The following is a 24,982-nucleotide window of genomic DNA, read 5'->3' on the forward strand; positions in this document are numbered from 1 at the left end:
CGGCGTGCCCGGCTTCGGCCCGGCGGGCAGGTCGGGCAGGCACCCTCAGTGGATGCTGTGTCGCCGGCCGGCGTCGGCCTCGGTGCCGTTGGCGGGCGTTCCCGCGCCGGCCGGGCTGGCGATGAACACCGCCGCCTGGGTGCGGCGCTCGAAGCCCAGTTTGGCCAGCAGGGATGAGACGTAGTTTTTGACGGTCTTTTCGGCCAGGAACATCTCTGCCGCGATCTGGCGGTTCGTGAGCCCGCCGCCGACCAACTCCAGCACCCTGCGTTCCTGCGGCGTGAGGGAAGCGGTCCGGGGATCAACTTCTTCGGTTTCCACCAGGCTTTCAACGATCCCGGCGGCCACGCCGTCCTCGAAGAGGGATTCGCCCGAGGCGGCGCGGCGCAGGGCACCGATCAGGTCGGTTCCGCCGATCTCCTTCAGGACGTAGCCTGAGGCTCCGGCGAGGACGGCGCCGCGAAGGGCCTGTTCGTCGTCGAAGCTGGTGAGGATGATGCAGTTAAGCGAGGGGTCGACGGAACGAACGTCGCGGCAGACCTCGATCCCGGTCCCGTCGGGCAGCCGGGCATCCAGAACGCAAACGTCCGGGTGCAGCGCCGGAATCCGCCGCGTCGCCTCCACGGCTGATCCCGAACTGCCGACGACCAGGAAACCCTCGCCCTCCAGGAGTTCCTGGAGGCCCCGGCGGACCAACTCGTGGTCGTCGAGGATGAACACGCGGATCACGGCCGGGTGGCCCTCGGTTGCAGTGAGACCGGCATCTGCCCAGGCAATCATGTTTCTCCCGTCCGGGCGCTGTCGCTGCCACCGGTCCCACGGAGCTCCCCAGCTCGCGTTGCAGGTCCGTGGCGGAGCGCGCCCGTCCAACTTGTGCGGGACCCTGCTTGCTGATCCCTGAATTGCGGTGAAGTCGTACCTTCCATTGTGGGCTTTAGTCGCCCCCAATGGTCGCGAAGCGGGAATATTTCTTCGCCGCGCACTGAAAGTCTGCGGCCGGCGCGTTGCCCCGGACAAGGGCCGTTCGGCCCACGACGCCGGGCCGGCTGGGCCCGCCGGCGTGACTTTCGGCCCTAGCCTGCGGACCCGGACGCCGGAATCCTTGGAGCTACGTGCCATGGGGGCACCACGAAGGGACCAGTCATGAGCGAGGCTACGGGCATCCGGACCATCGTGGTCGGAGTCGACGGATCGGACGCTTCGGTGGAGGCCCTGCGGCAGGCGCAACGGCTGGCGGTCCCGCTGTCGGCCAACATCGTGGCACTGGCCTGCTGGGACGTTCCGCCGGTCTACGACGGTTACGTCGCCATGGGAATCAACGATTTCGACGTGCGGGCGGGTGAAATCCTGCAGGAGACCGTGGTGAAGGCCTTCGGCGAAGCCACCCCCGCCAATGTGGAAACGCGGCTGGTGCAGGGGCACCCGCGCAAAGTGCTCCTCGATGAGAGCCGCGGCGCGGACCTGCTGGTGCTGGGCCGGCGCGGGCACGGCGGCTTCGGCGGCCTGCTGCTCGGCTCGGTGAGCTCCGCCCTCGTGGCGCACGCGCACTGCCCCGTACTGGTGGTGCACACACCGGAAAAGCGTTAGCCGGGGCTGACAGGGGGCCCGGGGCGGCCGCGTCCGTCCGGGTCTATTCGAAAGAGGCCCGCCGCGGGTCCGCCAGCCGGGTGTGCCAGACATCCGGGTTGTTGACCTTGAAGCGGCGTCCGGTGAGGGCCTTGGGCGCCAGCCGCACGTAGTAGTTCTTTTCACCGGGCTGCCAGGGCTCCAGGAGCAAGTCGTCCACCGCGTCCTTGTCCGCTTGGTCTTCGATCAGTTCGGCTTCGCCGCGGGCGACGACGCTCCAGGCTGTCTGCTCGTGCGAGTCGTAGCCGTCGATCTCAAAGGCAACCGGTTTGGCCGTGATGGCGCCCCACAGCTTGGTGCCACCGGCCGTGCGGAACACGATCGAGCGGCGCTGCAGGACGAAGTTCACCGGAAATACCTCCGGGTGGCCGTCGACGATCAGGGCAATCCGCCCGACAACTTCGCTGTCGAGCAGCACCCAGCACTGGTCGATGGACAGCTGGAAATTGGGCGGAGGCGTCGTCGTATTCACAGCTCCACGTTACGGACAGGCCGGGCAGCCCATCAGGGCCATAAGGCCCGTGGCGCCGGGACGGACGGCCCGCTTGACTACGGCCCGCTTGTCCACGGCACACCGGACCCGGCGGCCCCGGTCCTACCAGGGGCTGGGCTTGTAGTCCTTCAGGAAAACGCCGTACTGGTCCTCGCCGGACTCGCCCATGACGATCGGGTCGTAGACCCGCGCGGCGCCGTCGACGAGGTCCAGCGGCGCATGGAAGCCTTCCTCCATCAGCCGGACCTTCGTGTAGTGCGGCCGCTCGTCGGTGATCCAGCCGGTATCGACGGCGGTCATCAGGATGCCGTCGGAATCGAGCATTTCCTTGGCGCTGGTCCGCGTCATCATGTTCAACGCGGCCTTGGCCATGTTGGTGTGCGGGTGACCGGGTCCCTTGTAGGCGCGGGAGAACTGGCCCTCCATTGCGCTGACGTTAACGATGTACTTGCGCCGTGCGGTGGAGCGCCTCATCGCCCCGCGCAGCCGGCTTACCAGCAGGAACGGCGCGGTGACGTTGCAGAGCTGCACTTCAAGCATCTCCAGCGGGTCCACCTCGTCCACCACCTGGGTCCAGCTGTTGATGCTGGCGAGGTCCGGAACCAGGCCGCCGGCGTCGATCGCGGTGCCGGAGGCGATCCGCTCGAGCGAGGCGGAGCCGGTGGACAGCGCCAGCGAGGTGATGGCGTCGCCGGCCAGCACGGGATGGTCCAGGACCGAGCTGGCCAGGGCCAGCGGGTGCTTGTCGTGGGCGTGGCCGAAGGTGACCAGCTCGGGGCCGCCGTTGGCTGCCTGCAGCTCCGCGGGCAGGGCTTCGTCCTCGGCGTCGACCAGCGGCTTGTATGCGTTGCCCGAGCGCCGGACCGTCTGGGCGGCGTTGTTGATGATGATGTCCAGCGGGCCCGCGGCGTCGAGGGAGTCCGTCAGGGCCATCACCTGCGAGGGGTCACGCAGGTCGATGCCGACGATCCGCAACCGGTGCAGCCAGTCGGCGCTGTCCTCCATAGCGGCGAAGCGCCGGGCGGCGTCCTTCGGGAAGCGCGTGGTGATGGTGGTGTGGGCGCCGTCGCGGAGCAGCCGGAGGGCAATGTACATGCCGATCTTGGCCCGTCCTCCGGTCAGCAGCGCACGCCGGCCGCTCAGGTCAGTCCGGGCATCGCGCTTGCTGTGGCTGAAGAGGGCGCACTCGGGACAGAGCTGGTGGTAGAACGCATCCACCTGCGTGTAGTGCTGCTTGCAGATGTAGCAGGGCCGGGACCTGATCAGGTGGCCCGCGACCTCGCCGGTGGCCGAGGTCGCCAGCTTGTTGCCGCGGGTCTCGTCATCGATCCGGTCCGGTGCGGCGGTCGCGGTCTGGGCGATGACGGCACGGTCCGCCTCGGCGATGAGGTCCCGCTTCGTGCTCCGGCGGTGCCGCTTGACCGCTTTGAACATCTTCCCGGTCGCGCGGCGGATCGAAACGTAGTCCGGGTGTTCCTCGTCGTAAACGTGGATGCTGTTCAGCACCTTGAGGCAGGCGGCGATTTCCGCGGGGGTCAACTCAGCCGGGGCCGGTGAATCGCTGGCCGGCACGGAGGGCAGATCGGGAGAGCTCATTGGGCTAATTTTACAGCCTGCAACGGCCCCGACCCGACGCCGCAGATTGGCGACCCGGAACCCGGGCGGCCAACCGGCGGCCCGGCTCAGGCCCGCGGCTTAGTACGCCTTGGTGGAGGACTTCCCGGGAGGCTCGACGCCGACGGCGGCGGCGTGCACCTCGCCGACCTTTTCCACGGACTCGCGGCCGGCCGGCCAGTTCTCGGTGGCGGTCTTCACGGCATCCGGCACGAGGTACAGGTTGGCCGCGGAGAGGGAACGTTCGGCGTCGCCGGGCTCGGGAACTTCCTGGCCCTTGGACAGGACCGTGATGCCGGAGTCGGTGACCTTGAACCCGCGCGCCCGGTCCAGTTCGGGATCCAGGCCGATCGCGGCACCGGCCGGGATCCGGACGTTCTTATCGACGATGGCACGCTTGACCACTGCGCCCGCCCCGACCTGGACCTTGTCCATCAGCACCGAGTCAAGGACCCGGCTGGCCGTGCCGACGTAGACGTCGTTGGAGAGCACCGAGCCTTCCACGATGCCGCCGGAGATAACGACGCCGCTGGCCACGATCGAGTCCAGCGCCGTGCCCACGGTGCCGCCCTCGCCGCGGACGAACTTGGCCGGCGGCGAGATGCTCTGGCGCGTGTAGATCGGCCATTCCGAGTTGTACAAGTTGAACACCGGCACGGGGGAGATCAGGTCCATGTGGGCGTCGTAGAACGAATCGATGGTGCCGACGTCGCGCCAGTAGGTGCGGTCACGCTCGGTGGAGCCGGGGATGTCGTTGAGGGTGAAGTCATACACCCCGGCCTCGCCCTGGTCGACGAAGTAGGGAATGATGTCCCCGCCCATGTCGTGCTTGGTGTCGAGCCGCTCGGCGTCGACGTGCAGCGCCTCGACGAGGGCGTCGGCGTTGAAAACGTAGTTGCCCATGGATGCCAGGAACTGCGTGGGGTCCGCGGCGAGCCCGGGCGTGGAGGACGGCTTCTCCACGAAGGCCGCGATCTTCTCCGGGTTCTCCTGGTCAACCTCGATCACGCCGAACTGGTCGGCCATGTGCAACGGCTGCCGTACGGCCGCCACCGTCGCCTTCGCGCCGCTGGCGACGTGCTGCTCGACCATCTGCGCGAAATCCATGCGGTACACGTGGTCCGCGCCGACCACGACGACGATGTCGGGGTTGGCGTCGTGGATCAAGTTGAGGGACTGGTAGATGGCGTTGGCGCTGCCCAGGAACCAGCTCTTGCCGACGCGCTGCTGGGCGGGTACGGAGGCGATGTAGTTGCCGAGCTGGGTGGACATGCGCCACGTTTCGGAAATATGCCGGTCAAGGCTGTGGGATTTGTATTGCGTCAGGACGACAATCTGCAAATACCGGGAATTCACCAGGTTGGAAAGGGCGAAATCAATGAGCCGGTAACTTCCGGCGAAGGGAACGGCCGGCTTGGCCCGGTCGGCCGTCAACGGCATCAGCCTATTTCCCTCGCCACCTGCGAGGACAATGGCCAAGACTTTCTTTTGCTGCGGCATGTGATCGCTCCTGAACGCCTTCGTTGCTCCCCAAAAACCGTCCGGTGTGCCCGGACCTCTTCACACTAGAACAGATCAGCCGGAAGGACTACCTTGGGGTTTGTGCGAATAGACATTGTGACCAAGGAATTCCCGCCCGAAATCTATGGGGGCGCCGGCGTCCACGTGGCCGAACTCAGCCGTGTGCTGGCCCAGAGGGTGGATCTGCAGGTGCGGGCCTTCGGTGCCCCGCGCACTCCGGACTACCACGGGGCCACCGTAACGTCCTATGCCGTGCCGGAGGACCTGGCCGGCGCCAACGCCGCGGTGCAGACCCTCGGCGTGGACCTGAGGATCGTCCCGGACATCGCCGGCGCGGACCTCGTGCATTCGCACACCTGGTACGCCAACATGGCCGGGCACATCGCCTCGCTGCTGCACGGCATCCCGCACGTGCTCAGCGCCCACAGCCTGGAACCGCTGCGGCCCTGGAAAGCCGAACAGCTCGGCGGCGGCTATGCCCTGTCCTCCTGGGTGGAGAAGACCGCCTACGAGTCCGCCGCGGCGATCATCGCCGTGTCCGAAGGGATGCGTCAGGACATTCTGCGCAGCTACCCGGAGGTGGACCCGGCGAAGGTCCGAGTGGTCCACAACGGCATCGACGTCAGCCTCTGGAACCGCGACGAAGACGAGGACGTGGTCCGCGCCCTGGGCATCGACCCGGAGCGGCCGAGCGTCGTCTTCGTGGGGCGCAACACCCGCCAGAAGGGCGTCCCGTACCTGCTCCGGGCCGCTGCGAAGCTTCCCGCCGACGTCCAGCTGGTGCTGTGCCTCGGCGCCGCGGACACGCCGGAACTCGCCGCGGAGACTGCCCGCCTGATCGAGGAACTGCAGGGCCAGCGCAGCGGCGTGATCCTCGTGGAGCGGATGCTTCCGCGCCGCGAGCTGATCCAGGTCCTCAGCCACGCCACCGCGTTCGCCTGCCCGTCCATCTACGAACCGCTCGGGATCGTGAACCTGGAGGCGATGGCCTGCGGCGCCGCGGTGGTGGCCAGCGCCACGGGCGGCATCCCGGAAGTTGTGCAGCACGGCGAGACGGGACTCTTGGTGCAGCTTGAGCAGGTCACCGACGGCACCGGCACCCCGCTCGATCCGGAGAAGTTCGTTACGGAGTTTGCCGCGGCCCTGACCGAGGTGGTCTCCGACCCGGCGCGCGCCCGCGCGATGGGCCAGGCCGGCCGCCGCCGGGCCGAGGAGCACTTCTCCTGGGAATCCATCACCGAAACCACCCTCGAGGTCTACCGCTCGGTTCTTCCGCAGTAGTGACGCAGCACGACGACGGCGCCGCCCAGGGTAAGGGGGCGGCGCCGTCGTCGTGCCGTGCTGTTTTTAGGCTCTGCTGTTTTTGAGCTCGGTTGCTTTCTTAGCGGCGCTGTTGCTTAGCCGCGCCGCGCCTTGCCGGAAGCGGCCATCCCGGATTTGGCCTTCGCCTCGCGCGCCGTGCGGGCCAGCAGGATCTTCTCGTCAACCGGGGCGTGGCCGCTGGCACGCTGCTGGCGGAAGAACTCCCGGGCCTCGTCCTGGCGGGTCTTCTCCGCCCCGGTGGCGATCGCTGCGCGGAGGTGCTCCGGGCCGAAACCGAAAGCGTCCACCAGGTCCAGGGCATGCGGGCGGATCTTCACGAGCAGCCGGTTGATGTACTCGCCCACGGTGCGGGCGCGCTGCATCGAGAGACGGCCGTTCATCAGATACCAGGACAGGTTCTTCTCGATCAGGGACAGTCCGAAGAGGTCGCGCAGCCAGGTCAGGACCGCCTTCGTGCCGGGGTCGGCGACCTTGCCCAGCGCCTCGGTGAAGGCCTCCCACTGCAGCAGTTCGGCGTGCGCCTGGGCCGCCTCGATGAGCTCGTTCTGGTGGCTGTTGAACAGCGCGGCGGCCTGCTGCTGCGGCAGCTTGTTCGCGCCCTTGAGCGCCGATCCAACCTCGGCCACCATGGCCTGGACGCGCTCGGTCAACAGGGCCCGCTGGCCTGCCTCGTCCTTGATCGCACTGGCGGCCTTCTGCACCGAGCCGGAGTCCGCCATGAACTGGGCGACGCCGCGCAGGCCGGTCCGGTGGATGGCGGCGCCGGTGGCCTGCCCGACGACGTAGCGCGCCAGCACGCCGAAGTCCACGTTGCGGAATTCCTTGGCGTAGTCCGCCAGCAGGCGCTTCGCGACCAGCTGCAGCAGCACGGTGTTGTCGCCCTCGAAGGTGGCGTAGACATCGAGGTCGGCGCGCAGCGAAGCGAACCGGTTCTCGATCAGGAAGCCGGCGCCGCCGCAGGCTTCGCGGCACTCCTGCAGGGTGTCGAGGGCGTGCCAGGTGCTGAGCGGCTTGAGCGCGGCGGCCAGGGTCTCGAGGTCCTGGCGGTCCTCGTCGGTGTCGTTCCGGCCGGAGAACACGTCGTCGAACTTCTGCAGCAGCTGTTCGCTGGCGAAGCTGGCGGCATAGGTGGTGGCGAGCCGGGTGAACAGCCGTCGCTGGTGCCGCTGGTAGTCCAGCAGGACCTCCTCGTCTGTGGCGGAGGAGGCGTTGAACTGGCGCCGTTCGGAGGCGTACTGGATGGCGGTCTTGAGGGCCAGCTTGGACGCGGTCACGGCGGCGCCGTCGAGGGACACGCGGCCCTGGACCAGGGTGCCGAGCATCGTGAAGAAGCGGCGGCCCGGGCTGGCGATCGGCGAGGTGTAGGTGCCGTCGGCGTCGACGTTCCCGTAGCGGTTGAGCAGGTTCGTCCGGGGGATCCTGACCTGGGTGAAGTGCAGCCGGCCGTTGTCGATGCCGTTCAGGCCGCCCTTGACGCCGTCGTCCTCTCCACCGATGCCGGGCAGGAACTCCTTGGTCTCCGGGTCACGTAGGTCCATGTAGAACGCGTGCACGCCGTGGTTGACGCCGTTGGTGATCAGCTGCGCGAAGACGACGGCGGCCAGGCCGTCGATGGCGGCGTTGCCGATGTAGTCCTTCCAGGCCGCGCGGAAGGGCGTGTGCACCACGAACTCGCCGGTGGCGGCGTCGTAGGTGGCGGTGGTGGCGATACTGGCGACGTCCGAGCCGTGGCCGGTCTCGGTCATGGCGAAGCAGCCGGGGATGTCCAGGCTCATGATGCCCGGCAGCCACTTCTGGTGGTGTTCCTCGGTGCCGAGGTGGTTCACCGCGGAGCCGAAGAGGCCCCACTGCACGCCGGCCTTGATCTGCAGCGAGGGGTCGGCAATGACGAGTTCCTGGAAGCCGGCGACATTGCCGCCGTGTTCGTCCGCACCGCCTACCTCCGCAGGGAAGGCCCGGTGCACGGCGCCGTTCTCCACCAGGATCTTGAGCTGGCCGAAGACCCGCTGGCGGTGTTCGGTGTGGGTGAGCCCCTCGGTCTTGTGCAGTTCCGGGCGGCCGGCCAGGTCCCGGGCCTGCCGGCGGACCGCGGCCCACTTGCCCAGCAGCTGTTCGCCGAGGGCGGCGACGTCGACGGCGGGGGCACCGGCAGCGGAAGCTGCGGCGGGCGAGGTCCGGGGCGCGGGGGCCGGGGAGGTGGGGTGGCCCGCGGGGCGGTCGGCTAGTTCAGTCATGTCGATTCCTTCGTTGGCACTGACATTGCGGTTCTGGTCGTTGGTGGTTCTGGTCTTTGGTGCTCTGGCAGTTGGTCGTGTTGGAGCTGGTACGCGGCTACGGGGCCGGCGGATCTTGGAGTTCGGGTGCGATGCCGAAGCAGAGCCAGTCGGTGATCTGGCGGGCCATCGCTTCCTGGCCGGGTTTGGCGGGGGAGTCCGGGCTGGCGAGCCACTGCTCCCCGGCGTTCCGGACCAGCCCGATCGCGGCGTTGGGCCAGTAGCCGATCACGGCTTCCTTACCGGCGACAGCACGCAGTTGGCTCCGCATGGGCAACGCGATCATCTCGCTGATCGACGCGAAGAAATGGCCTAGCGCCCCGGCCGCGGCGATCGAACCGTTGTGGCTCTCCGCCTCGCCGGGCGCGTAGCGGGTGACGAAGGTGTAGACGTTCGGGCTGGTCTCGGCCATCTGCAGGTAGGCGGACACCATGGCGTACAGCCCTTCGCGCGGGGTCTGGGCGCTCTGCGCGGCCTCCTGGATGCGCCGCTGCATCTGGCTCAGGACCACTTCGCCCACGGCCTGCTGGAGGCCGGCCTTGTCTCCGAAGTAGCGGTAAAAGACGGATTTGGACGTTCCGGCCGCTGCAGCGATGTCCTCCATCGAGGCTTCGCTGCCCAGGGCGTGGACCGCCTTCCGTGCGGACTTGATCAGCTCCCGGCGCCGTTCCTCTCGGTGGGATTGCCAGCGGGAGGCCCGGCCATCGACTGGGCTCCCCGAGGCGTCGCCGGGGTTGCTGCGCGCAGCACTGATGCCGGCACTGACCGGTCCGGGGGGTTCCGCCTGCAGGATGTTCACGATACCCAGCGTATCAGGTACGCTGGGTATCAGTAATCCGCTTTGATCAAAGGAGAGAGCACATGCCTGAAAACGGAACATCCGCGACCGGACCGAAGGACACCACGCCGGGCGCAGGATCAGCCGCAGCGCCGCAACTCCGCAAAGCCATTGTGGTCGGCGGCAACCGCATCCCGTTCGCCCGCACCGGCGGCGCCTACACCAAGTCCTCCAACCAGGACATGCTGACCGCCGCGCTGGACGGACTGATCGCACGTTTCGGCCTGCAGGACGAGCGGATCGGCGAGGTTGCCGCCGGCGCCGTGCTCAAGCACTCCCGCGACTTCAACCTCACCCGCGAAGCGGTGCTCGGTTCCGCGCTCTCCGCCGAAACCCCCGCGTACGACCTGCAGCAGGCGTGCGCCACCGGCCTCGAAACCGTCCTGGGGCTAGCCAACAAGATCAAACTGGGACAGATCGACTCCGCCATCGCCGGCGGCGTCGACTCCGCCTCTGACGCCCCCATCGCCGTGAGCGAGGGCCTGCGCGAAATCCTGCTCGACCTGAACCGGGCCAAGACCCTGCCGCAGCGGCTGCAGGTGCTGAGCCGGCTCCGGCCGAAGGACTTGGCCCCGGATGCCCCGAACACCGGGGAGCCCCGGACCGGGCTGTCCATGGGCGAGCACCAGGCGCTCACCACGGCGCAGTGGAAGATCACCCGCGAAGCCCAGGACGAGCTGGCCTACAACAGCCACCGCAACCTGGCCGCCGCTTACGACGCCGGCTTCTTCGAGGAACTCCTGACCCCGTACCGCGGGCTCAGCAAGGACTCCAACCTGCGGCCCGACACCACGCTCGAAAAGCTCGCGGGGCTCAAGCCGGTCTTCGGCAAGAACCTGGGAGCCGAAGCAACGATGACAGCCGGCAACTCCACCCCGCTCACCGACGGCGCCTCCACCGTGCTGCTCGCCTCGGAGGAATGGGCCGACGCGCACGACCTGCCCAAGCTGGCCACGGTACTCGACGGCGAGGCGGCCGCCGTCGACTTCGTCCACGGCAAGGACGGCCTGCTGATGGCTCCCGCGTTCGCTGTCCCGCGGCTGCTGGCCCGCCACGGCCTGGGCTTCGAGGACATCGACTTCTTCGAAATCCACGAGGCCTTCGCCGGCACTGTGCTGAGCACCCTCGCCGCATGGGAGGACGAGGAATTCTGCCGCACAAGGCTCGGCCTCGACGGCGCCCTGGGCAGCGTCGACCGCACCAAGCTCAACGTCAACGGTTCCTCGCTCGCCGCCGGGCACCCGTTCGCCGCGACCGGCGGCCGCATCGTCGCCTCGCTGGCGAAGATGCTGCATGACAAGGGACAGGTCGACGGCCGCCCGGCGCGCGGGCTCATCTCCATCTGCGCCGCCGGCGGCCAGGGCGTCGTCGCTATTCTCGAAGCACACTAGGGGGACCGGATGACTGACAAATACACCCAATTCGTGAGCCGGGGCCTGGGCAAGGACATTGCCAAGAAGCTCGGGCTGCCGCAGCCCGTGGTGCTCCGCCGCCACCGGCCGGGCCAGCCGCTGGTGCAGGGACCCGTCCTGGTCCAGGGAGCCGGCAGCGGGGCGGATGAACTCGCCGCTACGCTGTTGTCCTGGAACCTGGACGTCCGCCGCCACGCCGTGCCGCGCGAAAAACTCGGCGCGATCATCCTGGTGCTGGACGAGGCCGCGCGGCCCGAGGACCTTGAAAAGCCCGTGCTCAGCGCCGCGGCCTCGCTCCGGGACCTCGCCGCGAACGCGCGCGTGGTGACCGTTTCCCGCGCCGCCGCCGGGACCACGGACCCGGCCACGGCGGCGGCCCGGCAGGGCGTGGACGGCCTGCTGCGCTCGCTCGCGAAGGAACTGCGCGCCGGCGCCACCGGCAACGGCATCCTGCTCGCCGACGGCGCACGGACTACGAGCCCCAGCGCCCTCGGGGCCCTCCGGTTCTTCCTCTCCGGCCGCTCCGCTTTCGTGGACGGCCAGTTCCTGACGGTCTCCTCCGAGGCCGGCCAGTTGCCTGCCGACGCCGAGAAGCCGCTGGCAGGGAAGGTCGCGGTCGTGACCGGAGCCGCCCGCGGGATCGGCGCGGCCATCGCCCGCACGCTGTACCGCGACGGCGCCACGGTCGTCGTCGTCGACATCCCGGCCGCCGGGGACCACCTGGCGAGGGTCGCCAACGAGGTGCACGGTACCGCCCTGCAGCTTGACATCAGCCGGGAAGACGCGGGGCAGCGCATCATCGACCACGCCGTGGAGCGCCACGGCGGCCTGGACATCCTGATCCACAACGCCGGCATCACCCGGGACAAGCTGCTCGCCAACATGGACCAGGGCCGCTGGAGCTCGGTGATTGCCGTGAACATCGCCGCGCAGCTGAGGATCAACGAGGCGCTGCTGGCCTCCGAGCACTTCCGGAACTCGCCGCGGATCGTCTCCGTCGCCTCCACCAGCGGCATCGCCGGCAACCGCGGGCAGACCAACTACGCAGCGTCCAAGGGCGGCGTGATGGGCATGGTCCGTGCCACGGCGCCGCTGCTCGCAGCACACGGCGGCTCCATCAACGCCGTCGCTCCCGGTTTCATCGAAACCGAAATGACGGCCCGGATCCCGTTCGCCACCCGCGAGGTGGCCCGCCGGCTCAATTCGCTGCAGCAGGGCGGCCAGCCCGGGGACGTGGCGGAGGCGATCGCCTTCCTCGCCAGCGACGCCGCAGGCGGCATTTCCGGCGAAGTGCTGCGTGTCTGCGGGCAGAACCTGGTGGGCGCATGAGTGGTACTCAGCCCGTCCTCCTGGGCGAGATGCCGTCGCTGTCCAAGCTGTACGTCAACGCTGCCGCCACCGCTGCGCGCCGGCGGGTGCTGGGAACGCACGCGGGCACGGAACTGCCCGGCTGCAGCCATGAGGTGCGCGGCGTGACGGCCGGGGTCGCCAACCTGACGGCCTACCAGCACCTGATCGGGGAGACCGCCAGCGACGTGCTGCCGGCCGGGTTCATCCATGCCCTGGCGTTCCCGCTGTCCATGTCCGTGATGAACCGGGACGACTTTCCGTTGCCGTTGTTGGGGATGATCCACCTCACCAACAAGGTGGTCCAGAGCGCTCCGGTGCTGTTCTCCGAAGCCCTGGACATCCGGGCCTGGGCGGAAAACCTGCGCGGCCACCGGGCCGGCACCCAGCTGGACCTTGTGGCTGAAGTGCGCGGGGCCGGAGAGGACTTCGTCCGTTGGCGCGGCGTGTCCACCTACCTCGCGAAGGGCGTGTTCCTCCCGGGCATCGACAAGCCGTCCGCGGCCGCCGCGTCCGATGGCTTCAGGGCCCCGAACCCGACGGCGCTCTGGCAGCTCGGCGTGGACACCGGGCGGGCGTACGCCTCCGTTTCCGGTGACTTCAACCCGATCCACCTCAGCGTGCTCAGCGCCAAGGCCCTCGGCATGCGGCGTTCCATCGCCCACGGCATGTACCTTGCCTCCAGGGCGCTGGCCGACGTCGGCGCGGCCAAGGGCGACGCCTTCAGCTGGGACGTGGCGTTCGAGGCGCCGGTGTTCCTGCCGGCCCGGGTCGCGCTGGACATCAGCACGGTGCAGGGCGACGACGGCGCGTGGTTGCGCTCCGACTACGTCGCCTGGAGCCCGCATTCGGGGCGCAAGCACTTCAGCGGGTCGGTGGCGTCGCTGAAATAGCGCGCCACCGAACAACGACGGCGGCCGTCTCCGACTATTTCGGGGGCGGCCGCCGCCGTCGTTCTGGCGGGGAGCGCGGCTGTGCCGTTCGGCTAGCTGGTGCCGGCGGAGGAGGCGTCCGGTTCCCGGTGGCCGTCGCTGGACTTCGCGTCGCTGGATTTGGGGGCGCCGGAATCAGCGTTACCCGACTTCACTACCCGCAGCATCCGGTGCAGGCTCAGCAGGATTGACTCGACGGCGCTCGGGGCGCCGGCGGACTGGTCGTCGGCGGCGACTCGCGCGGTGAAGGCCTTGACCGCCGCGTCAGCCTCCTCGACGAGTTCGGCCTGCCGCTGCGGTTCCTCCTCCTCCGCAGCCCGGAGCACGTCGCCCGCCATGGTCATGGCTTCGGCGAGCGGCTCGGCATACCCGTCCGGAATCACGAAGGGGGTGTCTTTGGCCCAGATGACGTCCGAGAGTACCTGGGTGACGTCCTGGATATGGAAGGTCAGCCGCTCCAGGTCACGCAGGTTGCGGTAGTCCTCCTCGACGTCCCGCGGGTGCAGCCGGCGGCGGGGATTGGCTTGCCGGCTTGCGTCGGCTTTCTGCACGGCAACGCGCACGGAGCGGGCGCGCCCCGCGAGCGCCTCTGAGCGGCGGGACCAGTCCTCGTGTTCCGGCGGCCAGTTCTCGCGGAGCGCCTTGCCCATATCCCAGAGCTGTTGGGCCAGGGCCAGCCGCAGCTCGGCCAGGCTGAGGGCGGCGGCTTTGAAGTGCAGCGGCGGGAAGACGAGCAGGTTCACCACGATGCCGACGCTGACGCCGACGCCCATTTGGAAGAGATAGCCGAACGAGAACTTGTCCGGGTTGTGGCCGCCGACCAGCAGCACCAGCAGCGCCGCCGTCGGGATCCAGTCGCTGCCGGAACCGATCTTCGGCAGGCCGGCGAGGATGACGCCGAGTCCCATCATGATCGCGACCGACAGCGGCGTCGGGTTTCCCAAGCTGAACAGCGCAAAGGCGAGCCCGATGCCGAGGGCCAGGCCCACCAGCGTCTGGACTCCCTGGCGCATGGAGCCGGAGACGTTTTCGTACATCGCGACCAGGGCGCCCAGGGGCGCGTAGTACGGGTAGTCAGCCGCGGAGCCGGGCATAAACGGGGCGATGAAGAACGCGACGCCCGCCGCGATGGCCGCCTTCGTGGCCAGTTGCAGCCGGGGCCACAGCAGGGCGGCAGAGACGCTCCCGGCCACGGTGCGCGCGAGCCTGCGGGCCCAGGAGGGGTGGGTGCCGCCGTCGTCGTGTTCTTTTGCATTTGCCATCCCGGCTCACCCTAGGGCCGCGGCGTTGCTGCTACAACTGGACGAACCCTTACGGGGATGCCAGCGGGGTCGACGCGCAGGCCTTCCGCACCGCGGCCGAGAGTCGTTGGGCCCTTCCGTTGGTGCGTCCTTCCTCGCTGCGCCTGGGCACGTAGCCGAAGCCGATTCCGTAGCCGGGATCGGCGAAGCCCAGGGCCGCGTTGGCGCCCTCGTGGCCGAAAGCGAGGTGGCTGCCGAAGTCCCGCCCCGGGTGCGGCTTCATGAAGACCACGCCGAAGGCGTTGTCCTGTCCGGAGGAACGGTCAAGGCCCCACACCTGCTCCTCCGCCATCAGTCCGATGGTCCGGGGCGCCAGGAAGCCCGGACCGCCGTCGACTCCGGTGGTGGCTGCGGCGTAGAGCCGGGCGAGTCCTTCCGCGGAGCCTATCCCGCCGGCGCTGCTCATGCCGCCTGCGCGGATGACGCGGTGGTTGGGCAGCTCCATGATGCCGCTGACCGGCGCGTTGCTGTTCAGTCCCGCCAGGCTGAGCGGGTCCAGCCAGCCATCGGGGTCCTCGGTGTACAACACCTCGCGGAAGCGCTCCTCCTCCTCGGCGGGCAGGCCCAGGAAGAAATCGATGTCGAAGGGACGGCGGAGGCGCTCGTCAAAGAGTTCCTGCAACGGGGCTCCGGCGACCCTCCTGCACAGTTCCTCCATCAGGATGCCGATGGTCAGCGCGTGATAGCCGAAGGTGCGTCCCGGGCGCCACAGCGGGGCGGCGGCGGCCAGACGGCGGGCGGCTTCCGGCATGGCGAACTCCTCGAGCGCGAAGCCGCCGGCGATGCCCGGCAGGCCCGCCTGGTGCGAGAGTGCCTGGCGGACGGTGAGCCGGTCCTTGCCGTGCGCGGCGAACTCGGGCCAGTAGGACGCCACGGCCGCGTCCAGGTCCAGCAGCCCGTCCTGTACCAGCAGGGCGATGACGAAGGCTGCCGCCCCCTTGGAACACGAGTAGGTACCTGTGATGTCGCCCGGGCCCAGCCCGGGACCGCCGCTGAGCTCCAGTACCTTGACGCCGCCGCGGTACACCGCTAACTGGGCACTGTACTCAGGATCCTCTGCCAGGAATGTGTCGAAGAGTTCACGGACGGCGGCAAACGCCGGGGCGGCGGTCCCGACGGAAAGCTGCGGTCCGGCCGCCGGTCCGGAGTGTGGCTGGGTGGAAAGTTCCATTGCCCCACCCTAGCGCCGCCGTCTGCACCGCCCGCCGCGGCCGGTGCCTAGCCCGCGCCGTGTCCGGCGGTAACCTCTTCGCCGGCCCGGACGGGACCCGGCGGCGTGCCGTTGCCGAAGGGGCGGCCGCCGAGGGCCTCGCGGCCGTGCTCCGAGAGCCAGTTGCCCAGTTCCGGCCCCTTCGGGACGATCCCGGTGGGGTTGATGTCCTCGTGGACGATGTAATAGTGCTGCTTGATCTGCACGAAGTCGGTCGTGTCACCGAAGCCGGGGGTCTGGAACAGGTCCCGGGCGTAGGCCCACAGCGCCGGCATTTCGCTGAGCTTCTGGCGGTTGCACTTGAAGTGCCCGTGGTAGACGGCGTCGAAGCGTGCCAGCGTGGTGAACAGCCGGACGTCCGCCTCGGTGATCGTGTCGCCCACCAGGTACCGCTGCCCGGTGAGCCGTTCTTCCAGCCAGTCCAGCGCCGTCCAAAGCCGGTCGTAGGCCGCGTCGTAGGCGTCCTGGGAGCCGGCAAAACCGCAGCGGTAGACGCCGTTGTTGACCTCGGTAAAGACCCGCTTGTTGACGGCGTCGATCTCCTCCCGGAGGGCTTCGGGGTAAAGATCCGGGGCGCCGTCGCGGTGGAATTCCGTCCACTCGGTGGAGAAGTCCAGGGTGATCTGCGGGAAGTTGTTGGTGACCACTGCGCCGCTGGGCACATCGACGATCGCCGGGACCGTGATGCCGCGGGGATAGTCCGGGAAACGGCGGAAGTAGGCCTCCTGGATCCGCTCAATGCCCAGGACCGGGTCCTTGCCGCCGGGATCCAGATCGAAGGTCCAGGAGCGTGCATCGTGGGTGGGGCCTGGCTGGCCGAGAGAGATCACGTCTTCGAGGCCGAGGAGGCGCCGCACGATCACGGTCCGGTTCGCCCACGGGCAGGCGCGCGCCGCGACCAGCCGGTAACGGCCGGGTTCGACGGGCCAGCCGGGCTCCCCGTTGGCCCCGGGCGCGCCGTCGCGGGTGATCCGGTCCTCGATGTAGTTGGTGTCCCGGTTGAACTCCGCACCGCCGGTGACATAGGCGCCCCGCGTGCTGAAGGCCTGGTCCGATTTCGTGGTTGTCTCACTCATGCTCCCAGCCTATGCGCAGCAGGCCAGCCGGACGCACCTGACCGGCCGCACCGGCCCCGGTCAGCCCAGCAGATCAGCCCAGCAGATCAGCCCAGCAGATCAGCCCATCCGGGCAGCCTGGGCCACGAGGCCGAACAGGCCGGCGACGACCGGCGCCATCGGCTGCCATGCCACCCACCAGGCCGCCGCCACCACGACGCCGAACAGCCCGATCCAGACAAACGCCGGCAAGGGCGTGGAGCGGGCAAGCAGGTACGCGTCCGACGTCGACAGCCGGTTCCGGTGCCGCGAATGCACCGCCACCAGCTTGCCCAGGTCCCGGACGGCAGCCACCAGCAGTGCCAGCCCCAGGCCGATCATCACGTGGCCAATAAACACCGCGGGGACAAAGAGGACCAGCAGCACTGCGGCGAGAACCGCCGCGGCCGTGATCAGTACACCGACGCCGTTGCGCAGGAAGAGGAAGGAAAGCAGCAACACGAGGGTGCCGACCGACATCGCCGCCGGCCCCCAGCCGTTGAAGCCTGACCAGACCATCGCGGCGCCGACAACGGCGGGGACCGGATAGCCCCAGAATGTCGACCAGGCGGCGGCCAAGGGCCGGCGGCTGTAGCTCGTGGTCGTGCCGGAATGGTCCAGGCTCAGCCTGATGCCGCCAAGCCGCTGGCCGGTCATGAGTGCGGCGAAGGCGTGGCCCAGCTCGTGCGTCACGGTGGCGAGCAGGCCAAAGTACCGCCAGCTGGCGCGCGGCAGGGAGAGTGCGACGGCGACGGCGACCACCAGCAGGAGTTCGGTTCCGGTCACCACCGGTGCGGGCGCGTGGCTGAACCCGTCCACAATGCGGTGCCACCACGTGCCGGCCAGGTCGTCGGTGGCGAGGGCAGTTGACTCATTGCTCATGGGGGGACTGTTACGCCTTCGCTGTTATGCCGGGCCGGCGCTGTGCCGGATGCAGTAGGGCGTCCACGGCCTGGCCTCAAGCCGGCCCTCGGCAATCGGGCCGCCGCACACCTCGCAGATGCCGTAGCTACCTGCGTCGATCCGGACCAGCGCAGCTTCGATCTGTGCGAGCCCGGCCCTGCTTTGTTCCAGCAGCGCGGAGGCCTGGGAGAGTTCGAAAGCGATCGTCGCCCCCTCCGGATCGTGTTCGTCGTCGACGTTGGAATCCTGCCGGGCGGCATTCACCGACGTGATGTCCCTGCGCAGGGCGGGCAACAGGGCAAGCTTCCGCTCGCGCTCCTGGCTGAGGAGGATCCGGAACCGTTCGACGTCGATCATAGGGTGCAAGGCTAGCGCGGCCGGCCGGGAAGCGTCGAAACCGCCCCAAAACGCCCCGGCCCTGCCGGCAGGTCCGGGCGGCATGCGGGGCCGAAAGGCCTGTTCGCGGGAACCGGGCCGGCCGTACAGTTGGATCAGATTCAGCAGGACCCGAGTTCCGCCCAGCCAGGGAGACGCCATGGACACGCCGGTTCCCAAGAAACCCGAGGAAGAAGCCGGGGCGCTCGCAGCCGTGGAGACGCACCATGCGGGGATGCTCAAACGGCTCGAGGCGCTGATTGCCGCCCTGACCCGCGCGGTGAAGGCCCGCGACACCGGAGCGGAGCACGAGGCCCACGAGGTGCTGGTCGAATGGTGCGAGACCGAACTTGTCCCGCATGCGCTTGCCGAGGAGGGCCCGCTGTACGGCGGACCGGGGGCTATGCCGGAGGGACGGCTGCTGGTGGCAGGGATGCTCGCCGAACACAAGGCGATAGTCGGCCTCGTGGAGCGCCTCCGCGCCGCCCAGGGAGTGGACGCCGCCGTCGCCGCCGGCACGATCGGACAGGTCTTCGCCCTGCACCTGGAGAAAGAAAACCGGCTGCTGATGCCGTTCATTGTCGAATCGCCCGGTCTCAGCCTCGCCGCCTCCGTCGCCGGCCTGCACGAGCTGGTGGGGGAGGCCCACATCCATGCCGCCCACGGTGCCGAACCGCCGGCGCGCCCGGACAACGGCTGACGCGCCCATGAGGGACGGCACGGAACCGGCTGACCACCACCCCGCCACGGCAGACGACGCCGACGCGCTGCTGCGCGAACTGGCAGCGGCCCACGGGGTGGGAACCTCCTATTGGGGCTGGGACGGGGTGGAGCGCTCCGTTGCCGCGGACACCCTTCGCCGGGTCCTCACCGCCCTGGGCGTTGCCTCCGCCGGTCCGGGGGAGATCAAGCGCTCGCTGGAGGCAGCCGAGCTGGCCCCCTGGCGCCGGTTCCTGCCGCCGGTCGTGGTGGCGCGGGAGGGAGCAGCGGCATCCTTCGATGTCCACGTCCCGCACGGGACCGACGTCAATGTCCGGGTCGTCGCCGAGGATGGCGCCCGGCACGAGGTCCGGCAGCTGGAGAACTGGGAGGAGCCAAAAGAGGTCGACGGCGTCCTGACCGGGCGCGCGAGCTTCGCCATCCCGGAGGGGCTGGCGATCGGCTGGCACACCATCCAGGCGGACGCGGCCGGCACCGCGGCAGAGTGCCCGCTGGTGGTCACTCCGGGGCGGTTGCGGACCACTGCAGCCCTGGCGGCACGCCGCAACTGGGGACTCACGGCCCAGCTCTACTCCGTGCGATCAGCGCGTTCCTGGGGGATCGGCGACTTCGCGGACCTGGCCGATCTGGCCGCCGTTGCCGGGGCGGAAGGGGCGGGGTTCATCCTGGTCAACCCGCTGCACGCCGCGGAGCCCCAGCCGCCGGTGGAGGACTCGCCGTACCTGCCGGCCACCCGGCGCTTCTTCAACCCGCTGTACATCCGGGTGGAGGATATCCCGGAATACGCCTACTTGGAGCCCGGTGCGCTGGCCGAGGCGGACAGCCTCGCGACCCGCCTGCGGGCCGCCAACCGGGAGGCGTCCCTGCTGGACCGCAACTCCAGCTACGAGGCAAAGCTGGCGGTGCTTGAGCGGGTGTTCCGCGTCCGGCGGGGACCCTCCCGTTCACGCCGGTTCAGCGACTTCTGCCGGGACCAGGGCCAGGGGCTCGACGACTTCGCGCTGTGGTGCGCCCTGGCAGAGAGACTCGACCCCCCGGCGCCCGAGTGGGCGGACGCCGCTGCCTCCCCGGACACCGGGTACTGCGCCGCCCAACGGACCGCGCTCGCGGACCGGATCGAATTCCACCGCTGGCTGCAGTGGATTTGCGACCAGCAACTGGAATCGGCGCAGGACGCCGCGCGGCGGGCCGGCATGGACATCGGCGTCGTGCATGATCTTGCGGTCGGGGTGAAGCTCGGCGGCGCCGACGCCTGGACCCTGTCCGGCGTCCTCGCGCACGGCGTGACGGTTGGCGCGCCTCCGGACATGTTCAACCAGCAGGGCCAGAACTGGACCCAGCCGCCGTGGCACCCGGGGCGGCTCGCCGAGGCCGGCTACGCCCCCTACCGGGACATGCTGCGGACCGTGCTGCGCCACGCCGGCGGGATCCGGGTTGACCATGTCCTGGGCCTGTTCCGCCTCTGGTGGATCCCGGAGGGCGCCGGGCCGGGCGGGGGCACGTACGTGTACTACGACCACAAAGCGCTGATCGGCATCCTGGCCCTCGAGGCCCAACGCGCGGGGGCAGTGGTGATCGGCGAGGACCTCGGCGTTTTCGAACCCTGGGTCCGGGACTACCTGGCCGAACGGGGCATCCTCGGCACCTCGATCCTGTGGTTCGAGCACGACGGCGACGGGCCGCTGGCGCCGGAACGCTACCGGCAGCAGTGCCTCACCAGTGTCAACACGCACGACCTGCCTCCTACCGCAGGCTACCTGGCCGGCGCGCACGTGACGCTCCGCGAGTCGCTCGGGCTGCTGCGGCGCCCGGTCGCGGAAGAACGCGCCGCCGACGCCGCAGAGCAGGAAGCCGTGCTGGAGCTCGTCCGGGAGCGCGGGCTGCTGCCGGCAGCGGCGGAGGCCGGGGAGCAGGCCACGGTGGAGGCGCTGTACGCGTTCACCGCCCTCACGCCGTCGTCGTTGCTCGGTGTGGCGCTGGTCGACGCCGTGGGGGAGACCCGCACGCAGAACCAGCCCGGCACCAGCACGGAGTACCCCAACTGGCGGATACCACTGGCCGGGCCGGAAGGCGTCGTGCTGATCGAGGAACTGCCTCAGGACGCAAGGTTCCGTTCGCTCCTCGGCACGGTCCAGCAGGCCCTCCACCCCCGCGGATAAGTCGTTCGTGGCCGGCCGGCAGCTGGCTGAACCGGCTGCGGATGGGCTGCCGCACAGCCGCGGCCAGCGTGTCGTTGCGGACTGCGGCATCGGGGTGATAATTTCTCTTGCCGCCGAAAATTTGCGGACACATACGGCTTCCGCCGACCTACTCCCCACGCTTCACCGCGCACCAGAAAGGCCGCAATGGCGCTGCTCCTTCCCGACACCCTGCCGACCCTTCAGACGGCCACCGGCAGGTTCGTCCTGGCACCATTCACACCGCTCGACGTCGAGCCGCTGGCGCGCCTTCTGGCCCGCGACGAGATCTGGTCCCAAGGCTTTAGTGACAGTGAGGCCCGGCCCGCGGGTGAGGCCGAATTGTCAGCGTTCGTGGACCGCCGTTTCGCGGGGCTGCAGGTGTTTTCGGTGTACCAGCAGCTCCCGCTGGGACAGTCCCGTTTCGTCGGAACCACCGGCATCACCGAACACGACGAGAGGACGGAGCGCGTGAAGATCGGCCGGACCGTGCTGGACCCGGACCTCTGGGGAGCGAAGGTGAACCACGAGGTGAAGATCACCCTGCTCGACTGGTTGTTCTCCTGCGGGGCTGGACGGGTCGAATGCGACGTGGACAGCCGCAACCAGCGGTCGCTGGCCTCGCTGGCCCGGTTCGGCTTCACTGCCGAAGGCACCCGGCGCCGGTCCTCCCGCAACGCCGACGGCGTCTGGCGCGACTTCGTCATCCTGTCGCTGCTGACCGAGGAGTGGCCGGAGCTGCGTCCCCGCGCGCTGGCTTCCCTGTCCGGGCAGAGGCCCGCCGGGCTGCTCGCCGTCTAGGTCCGGGCCGGGGGACGCTCGCTTTGCTCACGGCTCCGGCGAGATTCTGGAGCACCATGTCCGGCACCTCCTCCCCGCGCGCCAGAGATAGAGGCGTGACGGTACTTGCGGCGTCGCCGAAGGGCGGTCACGAGACGGGTAGGTAGTAGATCCAAGAGGTTGAGTACCGTTGCCGTCCGCCATCAGGACCGGGGCAGGTAAATCGAGTACACGTTACTCGTGTACCTGCGCAGCGCCGTTCGTAGGTTGGGGCTACTGGGTCTCCAACTGAATACGAAGGTCTCACCTCATGTTCGATTCAAATGCTGCCGTCTTAATTTCTGTTGCCGCAGGCAACCCTGAAAATCGTGATTCCGATGCCCCGGACGGGGTTAAACAGATTTCCCGTCCCGCATGGTGCCGGCAGGACCTGGTCGAGGACATCCTGGGCTCCCTGACCGGCCGCGGCTCACCCGGCGGCTCCTGCGGCGCGGTGGTAGTCGGGGCGCCGGGAGTGGGCAAGACCTTTCTGGCCCGCCAGGCGCTGGAGCGGCTGGACGACAGTTACCTTGTGGTGCAAGTAAATGGCAGTTCCACCTCGGCGTCGACGCCCTATGGCGCCTTGGGATCGCTGCTCAACGACCTCGACGAAGGATGCGCCGAACATCCGCTAAAGGTGGTGGCCGGACTTGCCCAGTTGCTGCGGGACCGGGCAAAGGGGCGCAACATCGTGCTGTTTGTGGACAACACCGAAGGCCTGGACGAGCTCGCCGCGCTCGTCATCAACCGACTGACCGTCCATGGAACCGTTCGCCTGCTGGCCACGGGAGAGGATCTGCTGGCGGCTCCGGGCGACTTGGTGTCGCTGTGGAAGGACAGGCTCATCGGTCGGACAGACGTGGGCGCTTTCAGCCTCGCCGAGGCAAGCCAGTGGCTGCGCAGCTTCTGCGCCGCCGAGGTCTCAACTGCCGCAGCAGTGGCTTTCTGGAGGGCCAGCCGCGGCAATCCGCGGGCGCTCGAACTGATCCTGCGCGATCAGATTTACGCCGGCACCTTCATTGAGGACGCCGGCGTCTGGGTGCTGACCAACGGCACATTCGTGTACGGCGCATGCTCCCGGGACGCCGTCAGCGCCTGGGCCAACCCGGAGTCCGAGGCCGAGCAACAGGTCCTTGAGCTGCTGGCGCTCAGCGGCGGAATGCCATTGAACACCCTCCTGCGCCTGTGCAGCGCCGAAGCCCTCGACTCCCTCACCCGGCGGGGCTGCCTCGACCTGGCAACCGACCGGCGGCCCCTTGTCCGACTCTCGAACCCGTTGGCGGAGCGCGCGATCCGCCAACGCGTCCCCCACGGCCGCAGCCGGACGCTGCGACGGCTCGCTGCACAGACCCAACGAGCAACTGACAGGTCGGCCACGGAAACCCTGGAGCTGGCCCGGTGGGCCCTCGACTGTGGGGAGGCCTTGTCCCCTCAGGAGGCCAGGCATGCTGCCCGGCTGGCCAATCTCGCAGGTCAGCCGCAGCAGGCCCTGAGGTTCGTGGAGCTCCTGGCTCCGAAGGAACGCGGCACCGCTTTGGCCCACCAGGGCCGGGCGTACGCAGCCTTGGGGGACGCCGCAAGGGCCGAACAGCTCTTGTCGCCGGATGCCCTTGACGCCATGGACCTTGCGCTGGGCTGTTGGGTTGAGGCGATGCTGGTGCGCAGTTCCGTCCTCGCATCCCGTCCAGGCCGCGGACCGGAAGCCCGCGCCGCGTTGGACCGGGTGGAAGCGAGGCTGAACGGATCTGCTGCCGCCTCTGTCCAGGACGCGGCCGGTATCGCCGCGCTGCGGGAGGACGTCGCCCTGGCCAGGGCCGAACTGGACCTCGGCGAGGGCAGATACCGGCAGGCGACGGATGCGCTGAGCCGGCTCTATCCCGCATGCGCGACCCAAGGCAATAAGGTGCATGCTGCCACGCTCCTATGGCAAGCCTGGACGATTGTGGGACGCCATGCGGAGGCCCGGGCCCTTGTCCACGACATGCAGATGCGTTTCACCGCGGAGGAGCTGGCGGCGGTCAATGCCAGGTCAGCGGAGCAGGCACTGTTAAGCGTCTTCCTCGGGACGGCCTCAGATCCCCAGCTTTGCCATAGCCCCGATGCGGGACGGTTCGGCGACGGGATCGCCGCCGTCGCCGCCGTCGCATTGGACCAACTCGCCCAGGGGGCTCTTGACGCGTACTGCGGCCGGGCGGAGCGTGCGCTGGAAAGGCTGTTGCCGGCACATAGTCAGCTGGGGCAGCTGGATACGTCCGGAGCGCAGGCTTTGGCCAGTGCCACGATCGCTTACTGCTACGCCTTGCTCAGGGAAAACGACAAAGCCCTCCAGTATCTGCGCTCTGTGGAGCTGGACGGACGTTGCCCCTCTCAGCTCTCCTTGAGCGTGCGTTCACTGTTTCAGGTGCTCGCCTCTGCCGAGCTGGCGTCTAAAGAAAAGGCGGGCGTGCGACTGCTGGAACGCGCCGAGGAGGAACGCCGACGCGGCGCGAAACTCCCTGAACTGCTCTTCCTCTGCGCTGCCGTGCGCCAAGGCTGCCGGGGCGCTGCCCCGCGGCTGGTCGCGGCGTCAGCTGCCGTCCAGGGTCAGTTCGCGGACGTCACTCACCTGTTCGGAACGGGCATTGTGGAACAGGACAGCGCCGTGCTGCTGGAGGCCGCTGAGGCCGCCGCCCGGATAGGTGATGACCTGTTCGCCAGGGACGCCGCCAGGGAGGCCCAGAAGGTTGCCGACGCCGCGGGGGACCGGGCCGCGGCCCGGGCAGCCAGACACCGGATCAGCAGCAGTGTCCAGAAAATGGGCGTCCTGCCGGCGGAGGAGGACGGACCGACGCTCACAGCGCGCGAACAGGAGGTAGCCCAGCGGGCGGCCGCGGGTGAGAGCAACAAGGCCATCGCCGCGAAAATGTGCATTTCCGTGCGGACGGTGGAGGGCCATCTTTACCAGATCTACGGAAAGCTTCAGGTCTCCAGCCGTGCCGACCTGAAGATGACCTTTGCCTAGGGG

Annotated in this window: 20 protein-coding genes; 9 read left to right on the forward strand and 11 right to left on the reverse strand. The window is 69.0% G+C overall.

Annotated features, from left to right (window positions below; all coding sequences use genetic code 11):
- Positions 1-45: 45 nt before the first annotated feature.
- Positions 46-780 (reverse strand): response regulator, encoded by a 735-nt coding sequence (locus AC1DBD_RS13180; protein WP_441418724.1) that lies wholly within the window; start codon positions 778-780, stop codon positions 46-48.
- 363 nt (positions 781-1,143) lie between these two features.
- On the opposite strand from AC1DBD_RS13180, the gene AC1DBD_RS13185 reads away from it, so the two are divergent.
- Positions 1,144-1,587, forward strand: coding sequence for a universal stress protein (locus tag AC1DBD_RS13185; protein WP_476982283.1), 444 nt, complete (start codon positions 1,144-1,146; stop codon positions 1,585-1,587).
- Positions 1,588-1,630: 43 nt separating this feature from the next.
- Here AC1DBD_RS13185 and AC1DBD_RS13190 read toward each other — a convergent pair whose 3' ends face one another.
- From AC1DBD_RS13190 to glgC, 3 genes are all read right to left on the reverse strand, one after another.
- Positions 1,631-2,098 (reverse strand): pyridoxamine 5'-phosphate oxidase family protein, encoded by a 468-nt coding sequence (locus AC1DBD_RS13190; protein ID WP_441418726.1) that lies wholly within the window; start codon positions 2,096-2,098, stop codon positions 1,631-1,633.
- A gap of 123 nt (positions 2,099-2,221) precedes the next feature.
- Entirely contained in the window at positions 2,222-3,715 is a 1,494-nt protein-coding gene (locus tag AC1DBD_RS13195; RefSeq protein ID WP_476982284.1) for an SDR family NAD(P)-dependent oxidoreductase, read from the reverse strand.
- A 99-nt stretch (positions 3,716-3,814) separates the two neighbouring features.
- Positions 3,815-5,233 carry a glucose-1-phosphate adenylyltransferase gene (gene glgC / locus AC1DBD_RS13200; RefSeq protein WP_441418728.1) on the reverse strand — a complete coding sequence of 473 codons (1,419 nt, stop codon included), beginning with the start codon at positions 5,231-5,233 and terminating at the stop codon, positions 3,815-3,817.
- 102 nt (positions 5,234-5,335) lie between these two features.
- Here glgC and glgA point away from each other — a divergent pair, with 102 nt between their 5' ends.
- Positions 5,336-6,535, forward strand: coding sequence for a glycogen synthase (gene glgA / locus AC1DBD_RS13205; RefSeq protein WP_349627356.1), 1,200 nt, complete (start codon positions 5,336-5,338; stop codon positions 6,533-6,535).
- A gap of 116 nt (positions 6,536-6,651) precedes the next feature.
- Here the strand turns inward: glgA and AC1DBD_RS13210 are convergent, their stop codons facing one another.
- Both AC1DBD_RS13210 and AC1DBD_RS13215 read right to left on the reverse strand, forming a co-directional pair.
- Entirely contained in the window at positions 6,652-8,811 is a 2,160-nt protein-coding gene (locus tag AC1DBD_RS13210) for an acyl-CoA dehydrogenase family protein (RefSeq protein WP_476982285.1), read from the reverse strand.
- Positions 8,812-8,908: 97 nt separating this feature from the next.
- Positions 8,909-9,649, reverse strand: coding sequence for a TetR/AcrR family transcriptional regulator (locus AC1DBD_RS13215; RefSeq protein WP_476916718.1), 741 nt, complete (start codon positions 9,647-9,649; stop codon positions 8,909-8,911).
- Between the two features lie 62 nt (positions 9,650-9,711).
- Between AC1DBD_RS13215 and AC1DBD_RS13220 the strand changes: the two genes are divergently transcribed.
- The 3 genes from AC1DBD_RS13220 to AC1DBD_RS13230 are packed head-to-tail and all read left to right on the forward strand — an operon-like array spanning position 9,712 to position 13,340.
- Positions 9,712-11,079 (forward strand): acetyl-CoA C-acetyltransferase, encoded by a 1,368-nt coding sequence (locus AC1DBD_RS13220; RefSeq protein ID WP_476982286.1) that lies wholly within the window; start codon positions 9,712-9,714, stop codon positions 11,077-11,079.
- Positions 11,080-11,088: 9 nt separating this feature from the next.
- Entirely contained in the window at positions 11,089-12,429 is a 1,341-nt protein-coding gene (locus AC1DBD_RS13225) for a 3-oxoacyl-ACP reductase (RefSeq protein WP_476982287.1), read from the forward strand.
- On the forward strand, positions 12,426-13,340 hold the full coding sequence (locus AC1DBD_RS13230; protein ID WP_476982288.1) for a MaoC family dehydratase: 915 nt from the start codon (positions 12,426-12,428) through the stop codon (positions 13,338-13,340). Before AC1DBD_RS13225 ends, AC1DBD_RS13230 begins: the two co-directional genes overlap by 4 nt.
- 92 nt (positions 13,341-13,432) lie before the next feature.
- Here AC1DBD_RS13230 and AC1DBD_RS13235 read toward each other — a convergent pair whose 3' ends face one another.
- From AC1DBD_RS13235 to AC1DBD_RS13255, 5 genes are all read right to left on the reverse strand, one after another.
- Positions 13,433-14,641, reverse strand: coding sequence for an FUSC family protein (locus AC1DBD_RS13235; protein ID WP_476982289.1), 1,209 nt, complete (start codon positions 14,639-14,641; stop codon positions 13,433-13,435).
- Positions 14,642-14,690: 49 nt separating this feature from the next.
- Positions 14,691-15,851: a serine hydrolase domain-containing protein gene (locus AC1DBD_RS13240; protein WP_476982290.1), complete on the reverse strand. Its 1,161-nt coding sequence runs from the start codon at positions 15,849-15,851 to the stop codon at positions 14,691-14,693.
- Between the two features lie 47 nt (positions 15,852-15,898).
- Positions 15,899-16,966, reverse strand: coding sequence for a glutathione S-transferase family protein (locus tag AC1DBD_RS13245; RefSeq protein ID WP_476982291.1), 1,068 nt, complete (start codon positions 16,964-16,966; stop codon positions 15,899-15,901).
- Between the two features lie 99 nt (positions 16,967-17,065).
- Entirely contained in the window at positions 17,066-17,866 is an 801-nt protein-coding gene (locus AC1DBD_RS13250) for a M50 family metallopeptidase (RefSeq protein ID WP_476982292.1), read from the reverse strand.
- A 24-nt stretch (positions 17,867-17,890) separates the two neighbouring features.
- Positions 17,891-18,244: a TraR/DksA family transcriptional regulator gene (locus tag AC1DBD_RS13255; RefSeq protein ID WP_441418738.1), complete on the reverse strand. Its 354-nt coding sequence runs from the start codon at positions 18,242-18,244 to the stop codon at positions 17,891-17,893.
- A 178-nt stretch (positions 18,245-18,422) separates the two neighbouring features.
- On the opposite strand from AC1DBD_RS13255, the gene AC1DBD_RS13260 reads away from it, so the two are divergent.
- The 4 genes from AC1DBD_RS13260 to AC1DBD_RS13275 all read left to right on the forward strand — a co-directional run bounded on the left by AC1DBD_RS13260 (position 18,423) and on the right by AC1DBD_RS13275 (position 24,979).
- Complete coding sequence (locus AC1DBD_RS13260; RefSeq protein ID WP_476982293.1) at positions 18,423-18,962, forward strand: hemerythrin domain-containing protein; 540 nt, start codon at positions 18,423-18,425, stop codon at positions 18,960-18,962.
- Between the two features lie 7 nt (positions 18,963-18,969).
- Entirely contained in the window at positions 18,970-21,141 is a 2,172-nt protein-coding gene (gene malQ / locus AC1DBD_RS13265) for a 4-alpha-glucanotransferase (RefSeq protein ID WP_476982294.1), read from the forward strand.
- 186 nt (positions 21,142-21,327) lie between these two features.
- A complete protein-coding gene (locus AC1DBD_RS13270; RefSeq protein ID WP_441418741.1) occupies positions 21,328-21,960 on the forward strand; it encodes a GNAT family N-acetyltransferase in 633 nt (210 codons plus the stop codon).
- Positions 21,961-22,249: 289 nt separating this feature from the next.
- Positions 22,250-24,979 (forward strand): helix-turn-helix transcriptional regulator, encoded by a 2,730-nt coding sequence (locus tag AC1DBD_RS13275; protein WP_476982295.1) that lies wholly within the window; start codon positions 22,250-22,252, stop codon positions 24,977-24,979.
- The last annotated feature ends 3 nt before the right edge of the window (positions 24,980-24,982 follow it).

It is taken from the genome of Arthrobacter sp. 10T419, from assembly GCF_056394105.1.

Coding starts and splice junctions, on each gene's coding strand:
- AC1DBD_RS13180 (WP_441418724.1), bottom strand. CDS start 780: ATGATTGCCTGGGCAGATGCCGGTCTCACTGCAACCGAGGGCCACCCG.
- AC1DBD_RS13225 (WP_476982287.1), top strand. CDS start 11,089: ATGACTGACAAATACACCCAATTCGTGAGCCGGGGCCTGGGCAAGGAC.
- AC1DBD_RS13230 (WP_476982288.1), top strand. CDS start 12,426: ATGAGTGGTACTCAGCCCGTCCTCCTGGGCGAGATGCCGTCGCTGTCC.
- AC1DBD_RS13210 (WP_476982285.1), bottom strand. CDS start 8,811: ATGACTGAACTAGCCGACCGCCCCGCGGGCCACCCCACCTCCCCGGCC.
- AC1DBD_RS13260 (WP_476982293.1), top strand. CDS start 18,423: ATGGACACGCCGGTTCCCAAGAAACCCGAGGAAGAAGCCGGGGCGCTC.
- AC1DBD_RS13245 (WP_476982291.1), bottom strand. CDS start 16,966: ATGAGTGAGACAACCACGAAATCGGACCAGGCCTTCAGCACGCGGGGC.
- AC1DBD_RS13240 (WP_476982290.1), bottom strand. CDS start 15,851: ATGGAACTTTCCACCCAGCCACACTCCGGACCGGCGGCCGGACCGCAG.
- AC1DBD_RS13220 (WP_476982286.1), top strand. CDS start 9,712: ATGCCTGAAAACGGAACATCCGCGACCGGACCGAAGGACACCACGCCG.
- AC1DBD_RS13275 (WP_476982295.1), top strand. CDS start 22,250: ATGTTCGATTCAAATGCTGCCGTCTTAATTTCTGTTGCCGCAGGCAAC.
- AC1DBD_RS13235 (WP_476982289.1), bottom strand. CDS start 14,641: ATGGCAAATGCAAAAGAACACGACGACGGCGGCACCCACCCCTCCTGG.
- AC1DBD_RS13185 (WP_476982283.1), top strand. CDS start 1,144: ATGAGCGAGGCTACGGGCATCCGGACCATCGTGGTCGGAGTCGACGGA.
- AC1DBD_RS13270 (WP_441418741.1), top strand. CDS start 21,328: ATGGCGCTGCTCCTTCCCGACACCCTGCCGACCCTTCAGACGGCCACC.
- malQ (WP_476982294.1), top strand. CDS start 18,970: ATGAGGGACGGCACGGAACCGGCTGACCACCACCCCGCCACGGCAGAC.
- AC1DBD_RS13255 (WP_441418738.1), bottom strand. CDS start 18,244: ATGATCGACGTCGAACGGTTCCGGATCCTCCTCAGCCAGGAGCGCGAG.
- AC1DBD_RS13195 (WP_476982284.1), bottom strand. CDS start 3,715: ATGAGCTCTCCCGATCTGCCCTCCGTGCCGGCCAGCGATTCACCGGCC.
- AC1DBD_RS13250 (WP_476982292.1), bottom strand. CDS start 17,866: ATGAGCAATGAGTCAACTGCCCTCGCCACCGACGACCTGGCCGGCACG.
- glgC (WP_441418728.1), bottom strand. CDS start 5,233: ATGCCGCAGCAAAAGAAAGTCTTGGCCATTGTCCTCGCAGGTGGCGAG.